The sequence below is a fragment of the Moritella yayanosii genome, assembly GCF_900465055.1.
GTDB lineage: Bacteria > Pseudomonadota > Gammaproteobacteria > Enterobacterales > Moritellaceae > Moritella > Moritella yayanosii.
In genome coordinates this window covers 386,324-407,513 of the sequence record NZ_LS483250.1, presented here as the reverse complement: position 1 = coordinate 407,513, position 21,190 = coordinate 386,324, and the positions used below count along the sequence as shown (strand labels likewise).

Below are 21,190 nucleotides of genomic sequence, written 5' to 3'. Positions count from 1 at the left end.
ATCGTATTCTTGTTATTACGTATAGCTATTAGGTTGGCTTATTAGGTAAAGTTACTCGCCATCTAATCCACGAATTGGTTTAATACTTCCCCAGCGCTTACACGATGGACAATGCCAGTAAATACTTTTAGTACTAAACCCACATTTACGACACCGGTAAATGGGTTTTAATTTAAGCTGCTCACCGACTAGATTCCGTAACATGGTTAAACTTTCTTTTGCTTTACCTTCTTCAGCAGCCTGTTCTTGGTATTTCATCAGGTGGTAAAAACCTTTCATCGTCGGTGTTCGAACGATTTGATTTAAAATCAATTTTTCTGCTGGCTCTAATCCAACACTGTTTACGGTAAAATCGGCTAATGCAATAGCGACACTGATACCCGCTTTATTATTTTGGGCATCGTTAAGAAAGTGGATAAAACCATCTTCATTATTAATTTTAACGTAGCATTCTTTTAACTTTTGGAGTATTTCGGTGACAAAATCAACATCTTGAATCAACACATGCTCAAGCCAAACAATCGCTTTTTTATGTTCATCTTGCTCAATATGCAAATCGGCAAGCATGATACTTGCTCTCACGCAGTGCTTGTCATACTGTAGGGCTTTCTTAAGACTCGTTAGACGTTTCTTAGGTTCATCAAGCATTGCTGGTGATGCTGCTAACGAACAATAAAAATGTGCAATTTTACGTTCAATTTTTGCATCACCCATTTTCTTCAGCTTATTGCCGATCGCAATCGCTTGTTCCCATTCTTTGGTTTGTTCATAAATAATGATGAGTTGCGATAACGCGACTTGACGATGCTCAGGTTCATCAATCAATTTCAAAAATAATTCTTCCGCGCGATCCACTAAGCCCGCAGCAAGATAATCTCGCGCTAATTGTAATAAAGCAAGATTCCGCTGTTCATGAGTCAATGAAGGTCGAGCAATGAGATTCTGATGGATCTTAATTGCACGTTGAACTTCGCCACGTTGACGAAACAGATTGCCTAGCGCTAAATGCGTATCAATCGTTTCACTATCAACATCAAGCAAATCGATAAATAAATCAACCGCTTTATCAGGTTGGTCTGATAATAAAAAGTTAAGCCCGGTTACATACTCTCTAGAGATCGTATGCTGCTTATCTTGTTGTAAATAGCGACCATTTCTTCTACCCATATACCAGCCATATGCAGCGGCAACAGGAAGTAAAAGAAATAAAAGTTCGAACATACGGTAAATTAACCTTTAATTTCAGCAGCACGTAATCGCTCAAGCTCTACAACTTGACGCTTTGATTTACGTTTAAATTTCGAAAGCGATAATCTTAATTTCATCATGAATAAGCTCATGCATACACCAGCAACCACTAAACCTGATGCAAATGCACCAATAAGCAAAGACGATAACTTAAATGAATCTAGGGCAATTAGATAATTAAAATCCACTAACTGATCGTTACTCGCAGAAAATGCAGCTGCCAGCGCCAGTGTACAAGCGATAATAATAAAAAAGATAAATGATTTCATCGACGTCCTCTCTGAGATAAATGGGTAATACAAGGGATTATCGCCAATAAATGGGTCAAGTGCTAGTAATATATGGTGTAATCCAAAACTACTATTCCCTGCTAGTATATAAACAACACAACAACTATACCCAAGCTACTTCAAGATGCACAATCGGCAACTTGGGTATGGGTATCATGACGCAAAAAAAAACGACATACCTAAGTATGTCGTTTTTACAAGTATCAACTGCTATAAAGAAGCGTTAACACGATCTCGAAGTTCCTTACCTGGCTTAAAATGAGGAACATATTTGCCCTCTAATTCAACCTTTTCACCTGACTTAGGATTACGCCCAACTCGAGGTTCACGGTAATGTAGAGAAAAACTTCCAAAACCCCGAATTTCAATTCGATCACCAGTAGCTAAAGTATCTACCATCTGATCAAGTATAGCTTTCACAGATAATTCAACATCTTTAGTCGCCAGCTGCGAATTTGCAGTGCAAAGACGTTCGATTAGTTCTGATTTTGTCATATAATCTCCATTAAGAATATTGTCGACATCGTACTAATGAGGGATGAATAAACATCCCTCAGGCTAATTATTTGCCTTTAGCAGCTTTAAATGCTTCTTCCATAGCAGAAAGACCAGACTCTTGTGGTTGGCTGTTTACACTAGCCATTGCTTCTTTCTCGTCAGCTTCATCTTTAGCTTTGATTGAAAGACTAATTACGCGGTTTTTACGATCAACACCAACATATTTAGCTTCAAGTGATTCGCCTACAGATAATACTAAGCTTGCATCTTCGATACGGTCGCGAGAGATATCGCCAACACGGATGTAACCTTCAACACCTTTAGCAAGTTCAATTGTCGCGCCTTTAGCGTCAACAGAAGAAACTGTACCATTAACAATAGCATTCTTCTTGTTATTCGCTAGGTATTCGTTGAACGGGTCTTCATCAATTTGCTTGATACCTAAAGAAATACGTTCACGCTCTGGGTCTACTTGTAGAACTACAGCTGTGATTTCATCGCCTTTCTTGTATTCGCGAACTGCGTCTTCACCAGTAGAATCCCAAGAGATGTCAGATAGGTGAACTAGACCGTCGATGCCACCGTCAAGACCGATGAAGATACCGAAATCTGTGATAGATTTGATCTTACCAGTAACTTGCTCGCCTTTCATGCGTGAAGTTGAGAAGTTTTCCCAAGGATTAGCAATACATTGCTTAAGACCTAGAGAAATACGACGACGTTCTTCGTCGATATCAAGAACCATAACTTCAACAGAGTCGCCAACGCTAACAACTTTAGAAGGGTGGATGTTTTTGTTAGTCCAATCCATTTCTGAAACGTGGACTAAACCTTCAACGCCTTCTTCGATTTCAACGAAACAACCGTAGTCAGTTAGGTTCGTAACTTTACCCGTAAGCTTAGTGTTTTCAGGATAACGTTTCGCGATAGCTACCCATGGATCTTCGCCAAGCTGTTTAAGGCCTAGTGATACACGTGTACGTTCACGATCGAATTTAAGAACTTTAACGCTGATTTCGTCACCAACATTAACGATTTCACTTGGGTGCTTAACGCGTTTCCAAGCCATATCAGTAATGTGTAGAAGACCATCAACACCACCCAGATCAACGAATGCGCCATAGTCCGTCAGGTTCTTAACGATACCTTTAACTTCTTGACCTTCTTGAAGGTTAGCAAGAAGTTCTTCACGTTCTGCACTGTTTTCAGTTTCGATAACTGCGCGACGAGAAACAACTACGTTGTTACGTTTTTGGTCAAGTTTGATTACTTTGAACTCTAACTCTTTGCCTTCAAGGTGAGTAGTGTCACGTACAGGACGAACGTCTACTAAAGAACCTGGTAAGAATGCGCGAATTGTGTTCACTTCAACCGTGAAACCACCTTTAACTTTACCGTTGATAACACCGATAACAGTTTCTTGATCTTCGTATGCTTTTTCAAGCTGGATCCAAGACTCATGACGTTTAGCTTTTTCACGAGAAAGTTGAGTTTCACCGAAACCGTCTTCAATTGATTCTAGGGCTACATCAACTTCTTGACCAACTTCAACTTCAAGTTCGCCAGCAGCGTTCTTGAATTCTTCAGCAGGAATAGAAGATTCTGATTTAAGACCAGCGTCAACTAAAACGTAACCATTTTCGATTGCAACAACAGTTGCTTTGATGATGCTACCAGGAGTAGCAAGTTCTTGTAGTGACTCTTCAAAGAGTAAAGCGAAAGATTCATTCATAATGAGTTATTTGTACTTATAAAACGTTCACATAAGCAATCCGGCTAATGTGGGTTGTTAATCAAAAGTCATCATCATCCTTGATGCTTGACCGCTAAATAATCGATAAAATACCGACTACTTTAAATTTTACCTTCTGCAAACGCCAACACACTAGCAACTACGTCCTCAATCGACATAGATGTCGAATCGATAACAAGTGCATCATCTGCAGGCTTTAATGGTGCGACCAAGCGGTTGCGATCTTGATGATCACGTTTCTCGATCTCTCCCAGAAGGGTTGACATGCTAACATCGAAGCCTTTGTCTTGCAACTGATTAAAGCGACGAATGGCTCTTTCTTCAGTCGATGCATCTAAAAATATTTTTACGTTGGCATCAGTAAATACAACCGTACCCATATCACGGCCGTCTGCAATTAAACCCGGTGCAACACGGAAATCTCGTTGACGTTGTAACAATGCCTCTCGTACCGCAGGATAAACGGCTGTTCGAGAAGCTGCAAAGCCCGCTTCTTCTGTCCGAATTTCACGTGATACGTTCTCGCCTTCAAGGATCACTTGTAAGCCATTATCAGTGACCTCAAAACGTACATCCAAGTTTGCAGCAAGTATAGTTAAAGCCAGTTCGTTATCTAACTCGACATTATGGTGCAGCGCAGCTAATGCTAATACACGATAAATGGCGCCACTATCAAGTATATGCCAACCTAGCTTAGCCGCAAGTAATTGGCATAATGTGCCTTTACCTGAACCACTAGGTCCGTCAACCGTAATAATCGGTGCTATTGCTGTCATAAATTCTCCAAACTCAATATCTAACATACAACTTTAAATGGTGCTGTATGGATCTGGTCGCGATTATAACGGATCTTCATAAAGATAGTATGGAATAATAACCGTAAACAAAAAAACGAGGTTTCACCTCATCAGTAATACCTCGCTATTCAAGATTGATACTGTCGTCACTACATCAAATATAATGTATTTCGACTTATGCTTGAACTAAACCGATAAAGCGTTCGAAATAATCGGGGAAGGTTTTTGAGGTACAACCCGGATCATTAATCGTTACCGGTGTATCACTTAATGCAACTAATGAGAAACACATTGCCATACGGTGATCGTTATAAGTATCAATGGTAGCGTGAACTAACTGTGCAGGAGGGGTGATTTTAATGTAATCATGACCCTCTTCTACTTCAGCGCCGACTTTACGTAATTCAGTCGCCATCGCCGTTAAACGGTCAGTTTCTTTCACGCGCCAGTTATAAACATTACGAATAACCGTTGTACCTTTTGCAAACAATGCAGTTGTCGCGATTGTCATCGCCGCATCCGGAATATGGTTCATATCCATATCAACGGCAGTTAATTCACCCACTTCAGCTTCGATATAACTATCGCCCCAAGTGATTTTACCGCCCATTGCTTCAATTACATCTGCAAACTGGATATCACCTTGGATTGATTTTTTACCAATACCCGTTACCCGGATCTTACCCCCTTTAATGGCCGCTGCAGCAAGGAAATAGGACGCAGAAGAAGCATCACCTTCAACTAAAAAGTCACCGGCAGCTTGATAGGTTTGCTTACCTTTAATGGTAAAGGTCTGATAATTATCATGCGTTACCGTCACACCAAACTGCTGCATAATGTGAAGCGTGATCTCAATATACGGTTTAGATACAAGCTCACCAACAATCTCAATCGTCGTATCATTGTCAGCCAGTGGTGCAGCCATTAAGAATGCCGTCAAGAACTGGCTAGATACACTGCCGTCAATTTTAATATTACCGCCTTTCAAGCCCGTACCTTTAATTAGTACAGGTGGGTAATCTTCATTCTTCAAATAAGTAACATCAGCACCAGCTTGGCGTAGGCTATCAACCAAGCTACCAATTGGACGCTCTTCCATGCGCGGTTCGCCGGTCAGTTCAAACTCACCTTCGCTTAGGCATAATGCCGCGCATAAAGGACGCATTGCCGTACCAGCATTACCTAAAAATAATTCCAGTTTTTCATTTACCGAAAATGCACGACCTAAACCAGTGACGGTACAAATGGTTTTACATGCAGACAGATCATACTGTACACCTAATTTTGTCAGTGCGTTTAACATATGACGAATATCATCACTGTCTAATAAATTCGTTAAACGTGTCGTGCCTTTAGCAAGTGCAGCAAGTAATAATGCACGATTTGAAACACTTTTAGAGCCTGGTAAGTTAATAGTGCCTGATACTTTACCAATTGGTTGTAAGGTTAATTTTTCCATAAATTTATTCACTTAATTTTTAATATGTGATTCTCTATACTCTGCCGTAACAAATATAAAACAATGTCAGAACTATATTGCAGTCTATATTACTGTGCGGCTAACTCAGCCAACACGGTAAGTAAGGCCTGCATAAACGTTGAATTTTCCAGCTCAGTTCCGATGCTCACACGTAGGTGTTTGGTTAAACCATAACCAGCAACAGGACGTACAATCACGCCCTTATGCAATAAAGCTTGATACACAACGGCCGGATCTTGAGCTAGTTCCATGGTAATGAAATTACCTTTAGATGGAATATAACCTATACCTTGGTCACTGAAAAATGTTTCTAATACTGTGCGCTGCTGATTATTTAACGCCACACTAGCGGTTAAGAAATCATGGTCAGACAATGCGGCTTGAGCCGCTACTAACGCAAAGCTGTTACAGTTAAACGGCTGACGAACACGGTTTAATATATCGGCGATATCTGGACCTGATATGCTATAGCCAACACGTAAACCAGCTAGGCCATAGGCTTTAGAGAACGTCCGGGTAATAATTAAGTTTGAAAACTCAGTTAACCACGTAATCGACGGCGCTTGTAACTCTTTATCTACATATTCAAAATACGCTTCATCTAATACCACGATCACGTTTTCTGGCACTTTAGTTAAAAATTCATATAACGCTTCTGCGGTTAAAAACGTACCGGTCGGATTATTTGGATTGGCAATAAAGATAAGACGCGTACGTTCTGTAATTGCGGCCAGCATTGCAGCTAAATCATGTCCCCAGTCTTTGGCTGGAACCGCGATACCTGTCGCGCCAATCGCTTGTGTCACTAATGGATAAACCACAAACGCGTGCTCAGCAAAAATAACGTCATGTTCTGGCGTCACAAAACTGCGAGCGATGAGTTCCAGTACGTCATTTGAACCATTACCTAAGGTAAATTGTGCTGGTGCAAGATCGTATTTATCTGCTAGCGCTTGCTTTAGGTAGAAGCCATTCGCATCTGGATAACGGGTGATACTCGATAGTTCTTTTTCTAGTGCTGCTTTAACTAATTCACCAACACCCAATGGATTTTCATTCGATGCTAATTTAACAATATTTGTTAATCCTAGTTCACGCTCTAATTCATCAGTCGGTTTTCCCGCTTGATAAGGGTGTAAACCTTGTACCCCTGTATTTGCTAAAGCAAAAAAATCACAACTCATATTAAATCCTTATAGTCCGCGCTGTTGACGTTCAAATTTTTCCATAAAACCAATCAGTGCTTTAACACCTTCGATTGGCATCGCATTATAAATACTTGCACGCATACCACCAACAATACGGTGACCTTTTAATGCCATTAAATTCGCATCTTGAGCTTGCTGTAAGAACGCCGCATCCAGATCACTGGATGCTAATGTAAACGGTACATTCATTTTTGAACGATTAACCGTCGCGACATTATTGCCATAGAAATCACTGCTATCAATATAACCATAAAGTAGCTTGGCTTTTTCTGCGTTAATTTCTTCGATAGCAGATAGGCCACCTTGTGCTTTTAACCACTTGAACACAAGCCCTGCTAAATACCAAGAATAGGTCGGCGGAGTATTAAACATTGAGCCATTTTCAGCCATCAACTTATAGTTAAAGATTGATGGGGTTTCTTGTTTAGCTTTATCGAGCAGATCATCTCGTACAATCACCACAGCCAAACCTGATGGGCCGATGTTCTTTTGCGCCCCGGCATAAATGATACCGAATTTACTAATATCTAATGGTTTAGAAAGGATGTTTGATGACATATCAGCCACAAGCGGGATATCACCGGTATCAGGGATATCATTAATCTCAATGCCTTCGATAGTTTCATTCGGGCAGTAGTGTACGTAAGCCGTGTTTTTGCTTGATATTTGCCATTGTGATGCAGGTTTAACGGCAACAATACCATCGGTACTTGGCATTAGAATGTTTGATTCATTAACCTGACAGTATTTCTTACCTTCAACTACCGCTAATTTTGACCATTGACCTGTTAATAGGTAATCGGCTTGGGTTTTATCACCCAGAATATTCAGTGGTACTGCAGCAAACTGACCACGACCGCCGCCTTGAGAAAAAATAACTTTGTAATTATCTGGAATCGCTAATAGATCACGTAAGTCTTGTTCTGCAGCAGTTGCAACCGCTATGTAGTCTTTACTACGATGGCTTAGTTCCATCACCGAAACACCGGTATTATTCCAATTAATAAATTCTTTTTGGGCTTGTTCCATCACTGCATGTGGCAACATTGCGGGACCAGCGCAAAAATTATAAGTCTGACTCATATCCATAATCCTTGTTAACAAAGCAGCTTAAACGCTTTAAACCCTTTTTGAGTGACTATCTAATGTAAGCGATTAATGTTGTTTTTTAAAGTTTTTATTTTAATGCAAATAAATCGCTGTTGATGCAAGGCTTGCTTGGTATGCAAGCCAAGCAGATTGACTAAGTAGCTAGTGTCTAGGGGGGGTGTTGAGTTACGTCAATACTTAACGAAACTCAATATTTTAGGAAGCGTTAGTAGATATAATATGATGTGGTTACTTTACCGTCTTCTTAGGTAACGCTGAATTTTCGAAAAAAAGGATGATAGTGCCAATGGCCATTGATAACATCGCCAATCCAAACTTAGCGTCATTTCCCATACCGGTGATGAGTAAAAACACACCGATGACAATAAGTGATGAACCAGTGAACATTGCAGCTCGCGGATGGGTACTGACAAAACCAATCTGTTTAGCCGATTTTTTTGAACCTTGATGTTTATGTGTATGCTTTACGGCTTTACGATTTTTCTTTCTTACTGACATGACCTGCTCCAAACGCTGATAAATTTCGATGCTATCCATTACTTAAATTAATGATTAGTTAAGATAGCGATTATTTAAAATAGTAATGGTCTTTACAGTACTTTGACCCCCTCGATAACATCCATCGGTGTTAAAGAGTAATTGTTTTTTGGATAGTTTGTTGCTGACATACAGTGCGCTAAACTTGCTGTAATCGTCGCATTAACAGCACTGTACCCTTGTGCTAACAGTGCTGCAATCAATCCCGTTAACACATCTCCAGTTCCACCTTTACTTAAAGCATTGCTTCCCAAGGGATTGATGTAGATAATATTATTATAGGTGATAAGTGAGTTCGCGCCTTTTAACAACAGCACAGTTTGGGGATAATTTACGGCAAAGAGTCTTACATACTTGAATCTATTATTTTGCAGTTCTACTACGGTTATTTCTGCTAGTTTGGTGCGTTTCAACAGAGAACAAAACTCTTTAGGGTGTGGCGTTAACACCACATTCTCACTATTTAGGACAGTAAGAATAACATCGTTATGAAACAAATCTGCATCAACAACTTTTGCTATATCCCTGTTTAAGATCTGTTTAACTTGCGCTTTTCTATCATGACCAAGCCCCATACCGATGGCGACCGCAGTACAGTTTTCTGGCAGGATAGACGTTTGCATAATATGATACGGTACATTGACCTCTTGCTCCGTAATCACAGTGACCAAACCAGCACCAAAGGCAAAGGCGGCCTCCGCGGCAATGATACCCGCTCCTGTTTTATTACCGACAATAACGCTTAAATGACCAAATGACCCTTTGTGCGAGTTTTGTTTTATTCGTAATGGTAGTTTTATATCAGCGGAGTCTAAAAGAAAGGTATTGGTTGCCGTTTCATAAATACTGCGATGCACGCCTAAGTCACTGACGATAATATTTCCCGTATAATCTTTCGCGACATCACTGTAAAGTTGCGTTTTTAACGCGCCCATAGTGATGGTTATGTCAGCACAAAAACCGACGGTCGTTACTTGGCCCTGCTTGTTTATTCCCGACGGAATATCACAAGCAATTTTATGTCCACACCGAGAATTTAGTCGAGTGAGCAGACGTTGTGACTCGTCATCCAGATCTCTGTTTAATCCAGAGCCAAAAAGGCAATCAACAATGACATCGGGCCCGTGTTCAAGTGATAACACAGATAAGGTATCGATAATATTGACGCCTAGAAGGTTAGCTCTTTTATATTGCAGTTTGGCCATCGCCGATTTCACGTGATACGGCACAAGTATGCTGACATCGTATTGTGAATATAAAAGTCTGGCAAGCGCGATGCCATCGGCGCCATTATTACCTGCGCCACAGACGATTAGTATCTTTTCATTATTGGAAAACTTACCACGTATATATTGCATCATCGACGCAGCGGCATGCTCCATCAGCAACTCTTCACTTAACCCAAACTTATCAACACATCGCTTATCTAAAGCATGCACGTCATCAAATACCTTTTGCATTCTGTTACTCCTTAATAGCTCCATCTATTTTAAGCGACCAGTTGATGTGTCGTCATAATATGACGGTATCCCGATTATCTAGTTAATACACATTGACCGAAAGTATCTGGGTTATGGAAGTTAGGTTTTGCCGTTTTCGGATCGACCCAAGTCATCCAACCCATATCAATGTTACCAGCTTCAAGTGGTGTAAACTCTGCACGCATCAAGGCACACAATAATTGAGATTGATCTTTGTCTTGCCATAGGCCTAACTCAGCGATTTTGGCACGCGGCAGTTTCACTTCTACAGTATAACCTTGCTGATCATAGCTTGCTGCATATTCTAAACTTCCCCATGAAAAACTATCATCTAATGAGGTCCGTTTTTTAAGTGCCATATCATAAGTAGCTTCGGCACTGTATATCTGTGCTGCTGGATCAATCTCCATCGTATAATAAGTCGATAATTGCGCATCTTTAGCTAAGAATACTTCAACACGATCAGAATCTAATGCTCCGCGCACAGGATCAGAGCCAATAGCTAATGCAGAATCGGCAACCTGATATCGGAAATAAACAGCTTCAGCATCCCACAAGGCTTTGAATTCCGTTTTTGGTGTAGGATCAGCTCGCCAAGGGAAAGTGAAATTGGTTAAAGCATGTGCCGATTCCCAGACTACATCACTGCCATTCCCATCAATGACAGGTGCCGTATCTGTATGTTTGATGTTATAAACATGCTCTGTTGCATTGACCTGCGTTACCGTTAAACAAGTAAAGATAAACGGTACTAATTTTAGTATTTTTTTCATACGTTGCTCATTCCATTAATGTTGATTCAATTTCTTCCAAATCATACTTCTTCATAACCTTTCGAATTATTACGATTACAGCTGTAATATCAATATGCTCTGTAAATATACCAAACTACTTACTTGGATCTTAATGGCCTAAAATTAAGGCTACCAAATACATTAATTAACGCACCAAAAATAATTAAACTACCGCCTATCCAGGTCCACAGTGATGGCACTTCGTTAAACAATAACCAACCGAATATAATTGAGAACACCACTTGCACATAAGAATAAGCAGTCGCTTTACTCGCCACTTCCGTTTGCATCGCTTTGGTTAATCCCACCTGCCCTATTTGAGTGAAAATACCAATAAAGATCAACAATACAAACGCTTCTACATTAGGCACAACAAAATCATCGCCGAGTAAGATTAATGATAGCGGTAATGCCACAAGTGGAAAATAAAATATAATCACAGAACTATCTTCGGTACCACTAAGACGCTTAACAATCACATAAGCAATCGCACTCCCCAACGCGCCCAACAGTGCAACTACAACACTAAATAAAGGTAACTCTGTCGACCCAGAAAATGTCAAGCTTGGGCTAACAATAAATAATAGTCCAATGATGCAAAACAGAATGCAGATAATCGTCGAGCGTTGAATACGTTCTTTAAGAAAAATTAAGGCCAGTATTGCCGTAAATACCGGATGTAAATATTGTAAAATAGTGGCTTCGGCTAAAGGCAGAGTCGTCACCGCAAAATACACACAGATGAGAGCTAATGAACCAACAGCACCGCGCGCCATCAGTAATTTTCTATTATTTCCCCAAACGGATATACGTTTACGACGCACGTCAACGTAGCTAATAATTAATGACACCATCGCTCTTGCAGCGACAATTTCAAACACTGGAATACCATAAGTACTGACTAATTTAACCAAGCTCGTCATGATCGCAAAAGCCAATGCTGACATCAGCATAAACCTTACACTGACAGGGATATTATTTATAAATTGAATAGGCATAGAGAGTGATTAACTTCAGATGATTAGAGCCGTAATTCTATAAAAATAATCATCTAAATGAAAGTAGTTTTAAATATTCACTACTACAGTTTAGCGTTATGTTTGCGTATACTGCAGCAATTAAATTAATACCAACACTAATACAAAGATGGTGCAACACAATGATTATTTTTACCACGAACTTAGGTGACATCGAAATTGAACTGAATATGGAGAAAGCGCCTGTCACGTCAAAGAACTTTCTACGCTATTGCAAAGACGGTTTTTATGAAGGTACTATTTTTCATCGTGTGATTAAAGACTTCATGATCCAAGGTGGTGGTTTTACTGAAAATATGCAAGAAAAGAATACTCGCCCAGCCATTGCTAATGAAGCTAACCGAGGCCTTAAAAATGTGATTGGCTCAATCGCGATGGCACGTACAGATTCGCCACACTCTGCAACAGCGCAATTCTTTATTAACTTAGATGACAATGAGTTTCTTGATCATACAGCGACGACAAACGCTGGCTGGGGCTACACGGCCTTTGGTACTGTTACCGCGGGCATAGATGTAGTTAACATGATTGCATGTTCTAGAACCGCCACAGTAAAAGGCCATGAAGATGTACCAAGTGAAACCATTATAATTAAAAAAGTAGTCATCAAATAATGTATGCGGATGCCATAACTTAGCTATGACATCCTTTCGTTATTACTTAGAGCGACTACAGCCCTTTTGTTTTAATACGCGCGTTGTCGATGCTGGATTAGTTTTTAACGCCTCTGCCGGACGTATCGGTCGTTGCACTAAGTTCCCACTGCAATTCGGACATACATAATTCAATGTGTTTTCAGCACACAGTAAACAAAACGTACACTCAAATGTACAAATAAACGCATCTTGTGCAGACGCAGGTAAATCTTTATCACAGCATTCGCAATTCGGTCTCAGAGCTAACATATCAACATCCCTATCTAAATTAAATATTAATCAAACTCTTGCACTTTATTATACAAACAATTTCCTTTGTTGATCATCATTCTTCCTTAACTCATAAATCACACAATTCACTGAGATGCTGGATTTGTTGATAATCTCCACTCACCTCTGCCAGTGAGGCATCGGGGGTATACCAAATCGCATTCAATCCGGCCTCAACAGCAGGCTCTATATCGCGATATAATATATCACCGACCATGGTAACTTCGCTTGCGTCAACACCAAGCGCTTCGACCACCGCTTGATAATAAGCTGCAGTTCCCTTGCCAATGCCTAAGTTTGATTGGCAAAAGAATTCCAATATGTACCCTGCAAGTCCAACTCGTTCAAATGCAGCTTTAATATCGTCTTCACTTGAGTCTGCAGCGCCAGTCGCCACATAAAGTTTACAACCCTGTTGTACCAATAAAGCCAAGGTATCATGCGCCCCGTTTATCACTTCAACATGTTTCCAATCACACATTTTACCTTTCATGTCTGGTGGATTAACCATTAAGGTTCCACCCCAATCAAACAGATAAATCTTAGCCATTAGGCACTCCTTGACACGACAATTAACGATACGGCCGTTAAACTAAGATTAGCCACATTTGCGGCTGTTCAGGCAGTAATAAAAACATTATTTTTTAGATATCTAGCGGCTATTTTTGGGTAAGCACAAGCGTGCTGAAATATATCATCGCAGTACCTGATAATCTTTGAACCCAATTACCCATTTTGGTGTTTTTAGCCGATGATTTGATTTTATCTATTGCCAAGGTTACGCCGACAAACCACATAAATATGATGCTGGCATGAATTGATACTAACGAAAATGCATTGAAATACGAGAAGTTGTCAGGCGATATGAATTGAGGAAAAGCCGCTAAATAGAACATCGACACTTTAGGATTTAGGATTTGCGTGATGAACCCTTCATTAAAATAGCCAATTCCGTTCTTTTTCGCGTTAATTTTTTTATTCGTGTCAGTATCACTACTGGTTGTTTTATAAGAGCTAATAATTGCTTTTACACCAATATAAAACAAGTACCCTGCACCGAGTATTTTAATGATGAAAAACAACTCTGCAGATTGCATCAATAATGCAGAAAAACCAAAAATGGAAAGCGCACCATGAAAAAAAGTGGCAGTGGTTAATCCAAAAATATTCAACACAGAAGCACGCGTCCCCTGCGATGAGGCTGTTTTGAGAATTAACACACCATTAGGTCCAGGTGATATCACTAAAAGTAACGCAATTAAGCTAAATGCTAATATGTCATTCACTATCATTCACTCCTTTTTAATTCAGATAAAACACACTTTAAAGTTCGGAGTCAATTCACGTGATGATATTAAATCGCGCCATGTGATAAACATTCACATATTGGCCATTTCTAAACGCAAACGCTTTCGACTCACCTTCAATGACAAAACCAAATTTTTCATACAGCGCAATTGCAGAGTGATTATCGATATAAACGGTTAGTTCAATACGCATAATATTAAGCCAGTTATCAGCCAATTCGATAATATTCGTGAGTAAGGCACTGCCAACGCCGTTGCCTTGGTAGTGATCTTTAACGCCCATACCGAATGAACCAACGTGACGCCTGCGCATATTACTGCAGACTTCAAACCCTAGATTACCGACAATCTCGCCATTAATTTCGGCGACAAATGAATAGACGTTAGCAGGTACGTTAGCCATGCGTTCTACCCATCCATGAGCAGATGGGCTTGGTAACTGTAGCGTGCCGCTATACGCATTTTTACAGGCATAAATGTCTCGAATAGCCAAGGCATCCTCTGGCTCTGAGTGTCTTACTTTAATGTCTCCCATATCACACGACTCCGCTACAACTTAATTCAGACTGACATCATTAATCTTCTATATACTGACTTACTAAATCAGCTATTTCCAGCGATTCAAAACCGCCTTGTTCCACCAGCCCAGAAACAACCCCTAATTGATTTTCATGAGGTTGATTTTGACTGACTTTCCATTGACCCGTTATTGATACAATTTCAAGTTCTAAACCAACAATGGCAGGTAACATTCTTTGAATATATTCAGGAGGTGCATCGTTGACCGACCAAGGATTTGACTGACCCGCTTCATGTTGATCGCTGAGTTGAGTGATGTGGTTTAAAATCCAACTATCATCATGAATACACGTCATCGAGCCTTTCACATGTACGGCAACATAATTCCATGTTGGTACTGCTCTGCCCGTTTTTTGCTTCGTTGGATAATGGTTTGGAGAGATATAGCCATTGGGGCCATGAAAAATGAGTAACACGTCCGCGTTATCGTTTAACATTTTCCATACAGGATTGGCTTTTGCAACATGCCCATGCAGTACATCCGCACCCTGAGAGGTGGTGAATATAAATGGGATATGATTAGCTTCTAAACCAGCTTCCGAATAACTGATTAACGTCGCCAATGGATATTTAACAATAAGGTCTTTTAATGTATCACTATCTGTTTGTTTAAACTTCCTTGGGATATGCATTATCTCTCCTTGAAATAAGTTCTATACAAACATAACGAGTCAGGGTCTTGCTTACATTCTCAACACCTTACCACGAACTATTCCATCAAATACAGAGCAAAGAACAAGTACCTAGATTCACTCCGAGGTAACAGCTTGACTTGGGAACGATATTTCCAAAACCAAACATTCTTGTTCGCAAATAAACGGCCCATGAACTTCTCCAGGAGGACGACTTGCATAATCCCCTGCTTCTAGCCAAATACCAAAAGCCACATCAAAAAGCCGACCAGATACTATGAATATTTCTTCCGGATAATCATGAGACTTACCACCAAACATTGAAGTATCAGCACCCGCTTTGAATCGAGTTAAACGTGTGTAATCACCCGTGACGTCATCCATCGATAACGTTAATTGTTCAAGCTCACCGTTTGTATCCGCAATGACACTCCACTGGCTTTTATTCGCTGCAGCTAACGTATTCCAATACTGAATTGTATTTTTAGTCATGACTATCCTTGTGCGATTCGTAACTCGGGTCTGAAAACTCATTCAAACATACAGAACAAAACCTCAATAAACCATTGTTACAGATAAATTTTATCGAACCATAAAACTAATAAGACACTTACAAAGAGAAGAATAATTAAAGAAGGACGTAAGCGGTTGGTTAAGGCTCTATATTTAATATCCATATTGTCCTCTATTAACTGATTTTTCTAGCAAGTAATAAACCATGATTACTTGACCCTAACAGAGACGGTTCATCACATGTTTTTAGATGGTAGCTTAACCACGTTTTATATTATTCTGGCGTAAAGTGATTAACCCCTGACGAGATATATCGATTAAAACCATCAGTCGCTACATGGCGTAATTTAGTAAAACCATGTGCACTTACCAGCTCTTCCACTTCAACTGGGGTAGCAAAGTAGCCCACGTTAAAAAAACTATCAGCAAACGGACTTGGAACCAAACCTGATTCTAATAGTGTGGAGAGAACCTCTGGAGTAACCAGCTGAGGGAATTGCTGAGCAAACATACCAGCCACAAAATAACGTGAGATATAGGCAACCGCTAACACCCCATTGGGTTTTAGTATTCGGGAGGCCTCTGCGATTGCTTGGTCACGCTGTTCTTGGCTCTGCAAATGGTAGAGAGGCCCAAGAATAACGCAAAGATCATGTGAATTACTTTCAATAAACGGAACTGAACAAGCATTACCTTCGTGAATTGAAAGTGTTAAACCTTGCTCTTTGACTTTGTTCTTGAGAATACTAACTTGATCAGGTACTAGCTCGACCGCCGTTGTATCACAACCCATTTTCGCAAAGTTGAGAGAATAACGTCCGGTTGCAGCGCCGAGTTCAATGACTTTTACTGTGGGAACAAGATACGCTTTTAAGGCATCCATTGTGGTATCAAATTCCATTTGAGCAATGTACTGTCGAGTAAGACGGCTATCTTCATCGACACCTGTATATTGATCGATTAATTCTTGCATGATACTTCCTTTTACAAGATTCGTTGACAATCATCCCAATTGAAATTGGGCTATAATTTCTCACCATTTATCACAGACCAATGGTGAGGCATTAACTCTCGAAGTGACTTAAAGATTAACATGTTGTCTGATATGCTAATTGCAGCCTGAACATCCCCCCCAATGAACTAAACATTCTTGGCAAATACCATAAGGAGATAAAATAAGGAATTCGTCCAATTCGTTTTCACGACATATACATAGCGAGTTAGTCACTGCTTCATTTAATTTATGTGCTTCTAAATAAGCGCCGACTTCCATGCAGAGAGACAAACCGTCATTTTTCACACCATCTGCCAGTTATGCCTTTAGTACGCGACACCTATGTTATCTGTGATGTTCGTTTTCCAAGCCTTAAACGTTTAAATAATTGATCCCGCTTAATCGCTAAACTTAGTACGCCTTTACTTCGACTTACTTCTTTAAAACCAATCGAGAAATACTGCTCTTTCGCCGCATTATTTTCGAAGACACTGCATAACACTTGTGTGTCTTTGCCAGAGAAGTTCTGTTCTGTTGTAAGCATTGCTTTCAGCAAGCGAAAACCACACAGACCATTTTGATATTCTCTAGATATTTGGAGTGAATGGATAACGTGATTGTGTACTGACATGTCATAAGCAATAAACCCAATAACATAACCTCCCAACTTACCAACTAATACCGACTTAGACATGTAATGTTGAATGATCGACTCTCTATTCCAATCGAGTCCCAACTCTTGTTGCATTAAGAACATGTTATCTTCTATTAATTGGTAGATATGGTCCCAATCTGCACTAACGGCTTGTCTTATCCTCATAAGCTAAACCGCTTGTTCTTTAGTAATGGGAGATAAAAAACGCGTAAATACCAAACCTCCGACCAACTCACCGTCTTTTAATGCAATGATTGGATTTGGGATTGCTTTCCCATTTTTAATTGGTGCTAAAGGTTCAACATCATCCCATTCACTTTCAATCCATTGATATAACATAATTAAGTGAGGAGAATTTGTTTCAACCTCTTGAATTAAAAACATCATTACTCCATTAACAGTGATTTCAGTGAAAACATATAACATCCACTTAAGCAGAACTAGCAACTTGGGTAGCGTTATTGACTACACCGAATTCCGTATAACCTGAATGCCATCTTAATTTAATTAAGATCAACAGTACCAAATATACTATTAATTACAAATAGATAATGATGAAAATAAAATTTAACTCGAATAGTATTTGGATACACATAAGAATGTTCGGTATAGATATGTTGATAAGAAGCAAGACGGTATTAAAGCTATGCTTAACCTGTAAAAGTTTCAAGTCAGGCAAAAATAAGGGTATCCAATATAATTGGATACCCTTATTTTAGTTTGCCGCGATAAATTGGGAACACTGACGTTATTTACCTTTCCCCTTATTACTTTTATGTTTATACCAGTCTTTTTTACTCTTACCACGACTGGAAGCCCAATCTAAGATTTCAGGATAATCCTGAGATAAATCCACATTCTCTTTTGGGTGTTCCCATAGTTGCGGAATGATCATCGCCCAAGGTAAATTATCCTTGGTCTGGTAATATTTATCCGTGCTTTTATCGGTATCATCATGACCAGTTCCAAATTGTCTTTTCGATGCAAACTTTGTTGGTCGATAGCCGGGAAAATGAACCTCAATAACTTCACCATTCCCCAGTTTTCGTGAAATAAACGTATTATAAGGTGCTGAACCAAATATATTTTCATCCACTGGACTTTTAAAATTGATGGTAACAATAAACATTGCACCTGTGACTTTAGGGCTATTCAATTCGGTATTAGCAAATTTAAAACCTTTGGGGGCCGGTAAAGCATCTTCAATATCATCGATAATAACAAACATCGTCTGGTTACCATCTGCAATCGGCGTTAATGGTACCGCATTCGAAAGGGGGCCCATGGTTGCGGATGCAATATTGGTAATGGGGGTATTAATACTTATCTGCAGTGAATTTTTATATGACGCGCCCCTCGCAACAGGTTGTAGTTTAAGGATGATTTTACTTATCTGCCCGTCAACTTTGGTCTCTACCGCATTATAATTAATCACCACATCATTAAAATCATAATCACCTTTACTAGGCCAATAATCTTCAAAAGCCATTGTACCCATCTGATTCTCCGCAGGTGAGTAAGCAGTACTATTGACTAACGGTACAGGTACATCTGCAGCTTCTAACGGCGATGTATCATAAAGATTAACCTCAAGACCATCACTAAAGTTATCGTTATCACTATCAGCATCTAATGGGTCGGTAAGATGAAGATTAATTTCCTCATTATCAGTCAAACCATCACCATCGGTATCCGCCAGTGTTGGGTCTGTTCCTAACTCATTCACTTCAACTGCATCAAGTAATCCATCACCATCGGTATCCATTAAACCCGGATCTGTCTTAAGGACATTCACTTCATATTCATCTGAAAACCCATCCCCATCCGTATCTATTAAAGTAGGGTCTGAATTGTAAAATATAATTTCGTCTAAATCACTCAGCGTATCTCCGTCTGTATCACTTGATCGCGGATCGGTCCCGTAAATAGTCACCTCTTCGAAATCAGTTAACCCATCATTATCAGTATCTGGATCTGTCGGTGATGTATTTAAAATATAAATTTCATCGCTATTAGATAACCCATCACCATCAAGATCATCTGGATTTACAGTCGCTTCTGCAGTGGGATTATTCAAGGTTGCTAAGGTATTTTCTAAATCTATTTCAGCTTGCGTTTGCTGTGTTTGTACATTCAATGCGTAAACATAAACATCACCAGATAAACTTTTTTTAATCTTTTTATTATGTGCTCCAACGGTAACATAGCTTTCAGAAACACCCACAGCATGCCCAAAATTATCCTGTGACGCACCGTCTGCGGCTATAAATGAAAATTGTTCCTGCCAAACATCATCAACAAGCTTGAACAGAACAACTGTTCCTGATGATGAATTCATATTTTCAGCGCCAATCACTATATTTTCGCCAATAATCGCTACCGAATTACCAAATTGATCGCCAGAAAGTCCAGCATTAGCGGTCAACTTGGCTTGGTTCATCCATACATTATCTTTCCGTTTATATACGTAAACAGCCCCCTTTTTAGTATCATTATTTCCATGTGGATCATTCTCCATCCTCGCCCCAATAACCGCATAATCTTTAGATATAGCGACTGAAAATGCATAATTGGCCGCACGAGTAACTAAACCTCCTTTTAGTGTTGCTTGTTTAGTCCAAGTATCATCATAATCATCATATTTATAAATATAAGCAGAACCTTCTTTCGTCTTACCAGACTCACCATCGCCAATAATCAAGTACCCTTCAGAGATACTGACCGCGGCGCCAAATTGTTTACTCTTGAACTCTGAATCAGGAGTGATAGTGGTATTTAATATCCAATGAGAGCCCGTTCGTTTGTAAACATAAACAGCACCATCATCATTCGCGCTTCCTGGCGAAGCAATGACCGCAAGATCGCCTGAAATACTTAACGACTGGCCGAAGAAATCATTACTCGTTGTTCCCGGTTTCGTCATTTCGCTCTGCTGAATCCAGTTACCATTTTCGTATTTAAAAATATAAACAGCACCCGTTAGTCCGCCTTGAAGCTTGGCACTGATAATGACACTCTGCTCTGAAATTGCCACAACACGACCAAACTGTTTAATTGCTGTTATCGTATCTGAAATAGGGTCTAGACAACTCATCATTGTCCAAGTGGATTGATTGCGTAAAAAAATACACGCTTCCCCCTGGTCACTTTGTTTTCCCGGCGTGCCCACAACGATAAAAGACTCGGTGACCGCCACTGAAGTGCCAAAATTAGCAAATGATTTAGTATCATCATTTGCTAGCTGATTCAGCAATATAGGCTCAGCATTAACAGCAACAGACGATAAGCTAGTCATTAACAATAGTATTGATAAAACCACATCTGAATATTTTTTTATATTAAGCATAGCGA

General features: G+C 39.8%; 23 protein-coding genes. 1 reads left to right on the top strand and 22 read right to left on the bottom strand.

Annotated elements, in window-relative coordinates; translation table 11 throughout:
- Positions 1–51 precede the first annotated feature (51 nt).
- The 12 genes from lapB to MORIYA_RS01810 form a co-directional block, all read right to left on the bottom strand.
- Positions 52–1,221 (bottom strand): lipopolysaccharide assembly protein LapB, encoded by a 1,170-nt coding sequence (gene lapB / locus MORIYA_RS01865; protein WP_112712222.1) that lies wholly within the window; start codon positions 1,219–1,221, stop codon positions 52–54.
- Between the two features lie 8 nt (positions 1,222–1,229).
- Positions 1,230–1,517, bottom strand: coding sequence for a LapA family protein (locus MORIYA_RS01860; protein ID WP_112712220.1), 288 nt, complete (start codon positions 1,515–1,517; stop codon positions 1,230–1,232).
- A 231-nt stretch (positions 1,518–1,748) separates the two neighbouring features.
- A complete protein-coding gene (ihfB, locus tag MORIYA_RS01855) occupies positions 1,749–2,033 on the bottom strand; it encodes an integration host factor subunit beta (protein ID WP_017219653.1) in 285 nt (94 codons plus the stop codon).
- Between the two features lie 67 nt (positions 2,034–2,100).
- On the bottom strand, positions 2,101–3,768 hold the full coding sequence (rpsA, locus tag MORIYA_RS01850; protein ID WP_112712218.1) for a 30S ribosomal protein S1: 1,668 nt from the start codon (positions 3,766–3,768) through the stop codon (positions 2,101–2,103).
- A 122-nt stretch (positions 3,769–3,890) separates the two neighbouring features.
- A complete protein-coding gene (cmk, locus tag MORIYA_RS01845; protein WP_112712216.1) occupies positions 3,891–4,565 on the bottom strand; it encodes a (d)CMP kinase in 675 nt (224 codons plus the stop codon).
- A gap of 196 nt (positions 4,566–4,761) precedes the next feature.
- A complete protein-coding gene (aroA, locus tag MORIYA_RS01840) occupies positions 4,762–6,045 on the bottom strand; it encodes a 3-phosphoshikimate 1-carboxyvinyltransferase (RefSeq protein ID WP_112712214.1) in 1,284 nt (427 codons plus the stop codon).
- 89 nt (positions 6,046–6,134) lie between these two features.
- Complete coding sequence (gene hisC, locus MORIYA_RS01835) at positions 6,135–7,250, bottom strand: histidinol-phosphate transaminase (protein ID WP_112712212.1); 1,116 nt, start codon at positions 7,248–7,250, stop codon at positions 6,135–6,137.
- A gap of 9 nt (positions 7,251–7,259) precedes the next feature.
- Positions 7,260–8,357, bottom strand: a complete 1,098-nt coding sequence (serC, locus tag MORIYA_RS01830) for a 3-phosphoserine/phosphohydroxythreonine transaminase (RefSeq protein WP_112712210.1) — start codon at positions 8,355–8,357, stop codon at positions 7,260–7,262.
- A 255-nt stretch (positions 8,358–8,612) separates the two neighbouring features.
- Positions 8,613–8,882 carry a hypothetical protein gene (locus MORIYA_RS01825; protein ID WP_112712208.1) on the bottom strand — a complete coding sequence of 90 codons (270 nt, stop codon included), beginning with the start codon at positions 8,880–8,882 and terminating at the stop codon, positions 8,613–8,615.
- Between the two features lie 92 nt (positions 8,883–8,974).
- Entirely contained in the window at positions 8,975–10,381 is a 1,407-nt protein-coding gene (locus MORIYA_RS01820) for an NAD(P)H-hydrate dehydratase (RefSeq protein WP_112712206.1), read from the bottom strand.
- Between the two features lie 74 nt (positions 10,382–10,455).
- Positions 10,456–11,175 carry a carbohydrate-binding family 9-like protein gene (locus MORIYA_RS01815; protein WP_112712204.1) on the bottom strand — a complete coding sequence of 240 codons (720 nt, stop codon included), beginning with the start codon at positions 11,173–11,175 and terminating at the stop codon, positions 10,456–10,458.
- A gap of 119 nt (positions 11,176–11,294) precedes the next feature.
- Positions 11,295–12,149 (bottom strand): DMT family transporter, encoded by an 855-nt coding sequence (locus tag MORIYA_RS01810; RefSeq protein ID WP_197713340.1) that lies wholly within the window; start codon positions 12,147–12,149, stop codon positions 11,295–11,297.
- Positions 12,150–12,355: 206 nt separating this feature from the next.
- Here MORIYA_RS01810 and MORIYA_RS01805 point away from each other — a divergent pair, with 206 nt between their 5' ends.
- Positions 12,356–12,847, top strand: coding sequence for a peptidylprolyl isomerase (locus tag MORIYA_RS01805; RefSeq protein WP_112712200.1), 492 nt, complete (start codon positions 12,356–12,358; stop codon positions 12,845–12,847).
- Between the two features lie 42 nt (positions 12,848–12,889).
- Here the strand turns inward: MORIYA_RS01805 and MORIYA_RS01800 are convergent, their stop codons facing one another.
- The 10 genes from MORIYA_RS01800 to MORIYA_RS01750 form a co-directional block, all read right to left on the bottom strand.
- Positions 12,890–13,138: a DUF1272 domain-containing protein gene (locus tag MORIYA_RS01800; RefSeq protein ID WP_112712198.1), complete on the bottom strand. Its 249-nt coding sequence runs from the start codon at positions 13,136–13,138 to the stop codon at positions 12,890–12,892.
- Between the two features lie 91 nt (positions 13,139–13,229).
- Positions 13,230–13,709 (bottom strand): HAD family hydrolase, encoded by a 480-nt coding sequence (locus MORIYA_RS01795; protein ID WP_112712196.1) that lies wholly within the window; start codon positions 13,707–13,709, stop codon positions 13,230–13,232.
- 109 nt (positions 13,710–13,818) lie between these two features.
- Positions 13,819–14,451, bottom strand: a complete 633-nt coding sequence (locus tag MORIYA_RS01790) for a LysE family translocator (protein WP_112712194.1) — start codon at positions 14,449–14,451, stop codon at positions 13,819–13,821.
- Positions 14,452–14,500: 49 nt separating this feature from the next.
- On the bottom strand, positions 14,501–15,001 hold the full coding sequence (locus MORIYA_RS01785) for a GNAT family N-acetyltransferase (protein ID WP_112712192.1): 501 nt from the start codon (positions 14,999–15,001) through the stop codon (positions 14,501–14,503).
- A 40-nt stretch (positions 15,002–15,041) separates the two neighbouring features.
- Positions 15,042–15,677, bottom strand: a complete 636-nt coding sequence (locus MORIYA_RS01780; RefSeq protein WP_112712190.1) for an FMN-binding negative transcriptional regulator — start codon at positions 15,675–15,677, stop codon at positions 15,042–15,044.
- Positions 15,678–15,794: 117 nt separating this feature from the next.
- A complete protein-coding gene (locus tag MORIYA_RS01775; RefSeq protein ID WP_112712188.1) occupies positions 15,795–16,169 on the bottom strand; it encodes a cupin domain-containing protein in 375 nt (124 codons plus the stop codon).
- Positions 16,170–16,464: 295 nt separating this feature from the next.
- Positions 16,465–17,163, bottom strand: coding sequence for a class I SAM-dependent methyltransferase (locus MORIYA_RS01770; RefSeq protein WP_232011466.1), 699 nt, complete (start codon positions 17,161–17,163; stop codon positions 16,465–16,467).
- A gap of 361 nt (positions 17,164–17,524) precedes the next feature.
- Entirely contained in the window at positions 17,525–18,004 is a 480-nt protein-coding gene (locus tag MORIYA_RS01760) for a GNAT family N-acetyltransferase (protein WP_112712186.1), read from the bottom strand.
- A gap of 3 nt (positions 18,005–18,007) precedes the next feature.
- On the bottom strand, positions 18,008–18,226 hold the full coding sequence (locus tag MORIYA_RS01755; protein WP_197713339.1) for a hypothetical protein: 219 nt from the start codon (positions 18,224–18,226) through the stop codon (positions 18,008–18,010).
- Positions 18,227–18,587: 361 nt separating this feature from the next.
- Positions 18,588–21,185 (bottom strand): LruC domain-containing protein, encoded by a 2,598-nt coding sequence (locus MORIYA_RS01750; RefSeq protein ID WP_112712184.1) that lies wholly within the window; start codon positions 21,183–21,185, stop codon positions 18,588–18,590.
- Positions 21,186–21,190: the final 5 nt, after the last annotated feature.

Excerpts from the sequence above, each read along its gene's own strand:
- lapB (WP_112712222.1), bottom strand. The coding sequence starts at position 1,221 with ATGTTCGAACTTTTATTTCTTTTACTTCCTGTTGCCGCTGCATATGGC.
- MORIYA_RS01860 (WP_112712220.1), bottom strand. The coding sequence starts at position 1,517 with ATGAAATCATTTATCTTTTTTATTATTATCGCTTGTACACTGGCGCTG.
- ihfB (WP_017219653.1), bottom strand. The coding sequence starts at position 2,033 with ATGACAAAATCAGAACTAATCGAACGTCTTTGCACTGCAAATTCGCAG.
- rpsA (WP_112712218.1), bottom strand. The coding sequence starts at position 3,768 with ATGAATGAATCTTTCGCTTTACTCTTTGAAGAGTCACTACAAGAACTT.
- cmk (WP_112712216.1), bottom strand. The coding sequence starts at position 4,565 with ATGACAGCAATAGCACCGATTATTACGGTTGACGGACCTAGTGGTTCA.
- aroA (WP_112712214.1), bottom strand. The coding sequence starts at position 6,045 with ATGGAAAAATTAACCTTACAACCAATTGGTAAAGTATCAGGCACTATT.
- hisC (WP_112712212.1), bottom strand. The coding sequence starts at position 7,250 with ATGAGTTGTGATTTTTTTGCTTTAGCAAATACAGGGGTACAAGGTTTA.
- serC (WP_112712210.1), bottom strand. The coding sequence starts at position 8,357 with ATGAGTCAGACTTATAATTTTTGCGCTGGTCCCGCAATGTTGCCACAT.
- MORIYA_RS01825 (WP_112712208.1), bottom strand. The coding sequence starts at position 8,882 with ATGTCAGTAAGAAAGAAAAATCGTAAAGCCGTAAAGCATACACATAAA.
- MORIYA_RS01820 (WP_112712206.1), bottom strand. The coding sequence starts at position 10,381 with ATGCAAAAGGTATTTGATGACGTGCATGCTTTAGATAAGCGATGTGTT.
- MORIYA_RS01815 (WP_112712204.1), bottom strand. The coding sequence starts at position 11,175 with ATGAAAAAAATACTAAAATTAGTACCGTTTATCTTTACTTGTTTAACG.
- MORIYA_RS01810 (WP_197713340.1), bottom strand. The coding sequence starts at position 12,149 with ATGCTGATGTCAGCATTGGCTTTTGCGATCATGACGAGCTTGGTTAAA.
- MORIYA_RS01805 (WP_112712200.1), top strand. The coding sequence starts at position 12,356 with ATGATTATTTTTACCACGAACTTAGGTGACATCGAAATTGAACTGAAT.
- MORIYA_RS01800 (WP_112712198.1), bottom strand. The coding sequence starts at position 13,138 with ATGTTAGCTCTGAGACCGAATTGCGAATGCTGTGATAAAGATTTACCT.
- MORIYA_RS01795 (WP_112712196.1), bottom strand. The coding sequence starts at position 13,709 with ATGGCTAAGATTTATCTGTTTGATTGGGGTGGAACCTTAATGGTTAAT.
- MORIYA_RS01790 (WP_112712194.1), bottom strand. The coding sequence starts at position 14,451 with ATGATAGTGAATGACATATTAGCATTTAGCTTAATTGCGTTACTTTTA.
- MORIYA_RS01785 (WP_112712192.1), bottom strand. The coding sequence starts at position 15,001 with ATGGGAGACATTAAAGTAAGACACTCAGAGCCAGAGGATGCCTTGGCT.
- MORIYA_RS01780 (WP_112712190.1), bottom strand. The coding sequence starts at position 15,677 with ATGCATATCCCAAGGAAGTTTAAACAAACAGATAGTGATACATTAAAA.
- MORIYA_RS01775 (WP_112712188.1), bottom strand. The coding sequence starts at position 16,169 with ATGACTAAAAATACAATTCAGTATTGGAATACGTTAGCTGCAGCGAAT.
- MORIYA_RS01770 (WP_232011466.1), bottom strand. The coding sequence starts at position 17,163 with ATGCAAGAATTAATCGATCAATATACAGGTGTCGATGAAGATAGCCGT.
- MORIYA_RS01760 (WP_112712186.1), bottom strand. The coding sequence starts at position 18,004 with ATGAGGATAAGACAAGCCGTTAGTGCAGATTGGGACCATATCTACCAA.
- MORIYA_RS01755 (WP_197713339.1), bottom strand. The coding sequence starts at position 18,226 with ATGATGTTTTTAATTCAAGAGGTTGAAACAAATTCTCCTCACTTAATT.
- MORIYA_RS01750 (WP_112712184.1), bottom strand. The coding sequence starts at position 21,185 with ATGCTTAATATAAAAAAATATTCAGATGTGGTTTTATCAATACTATTG.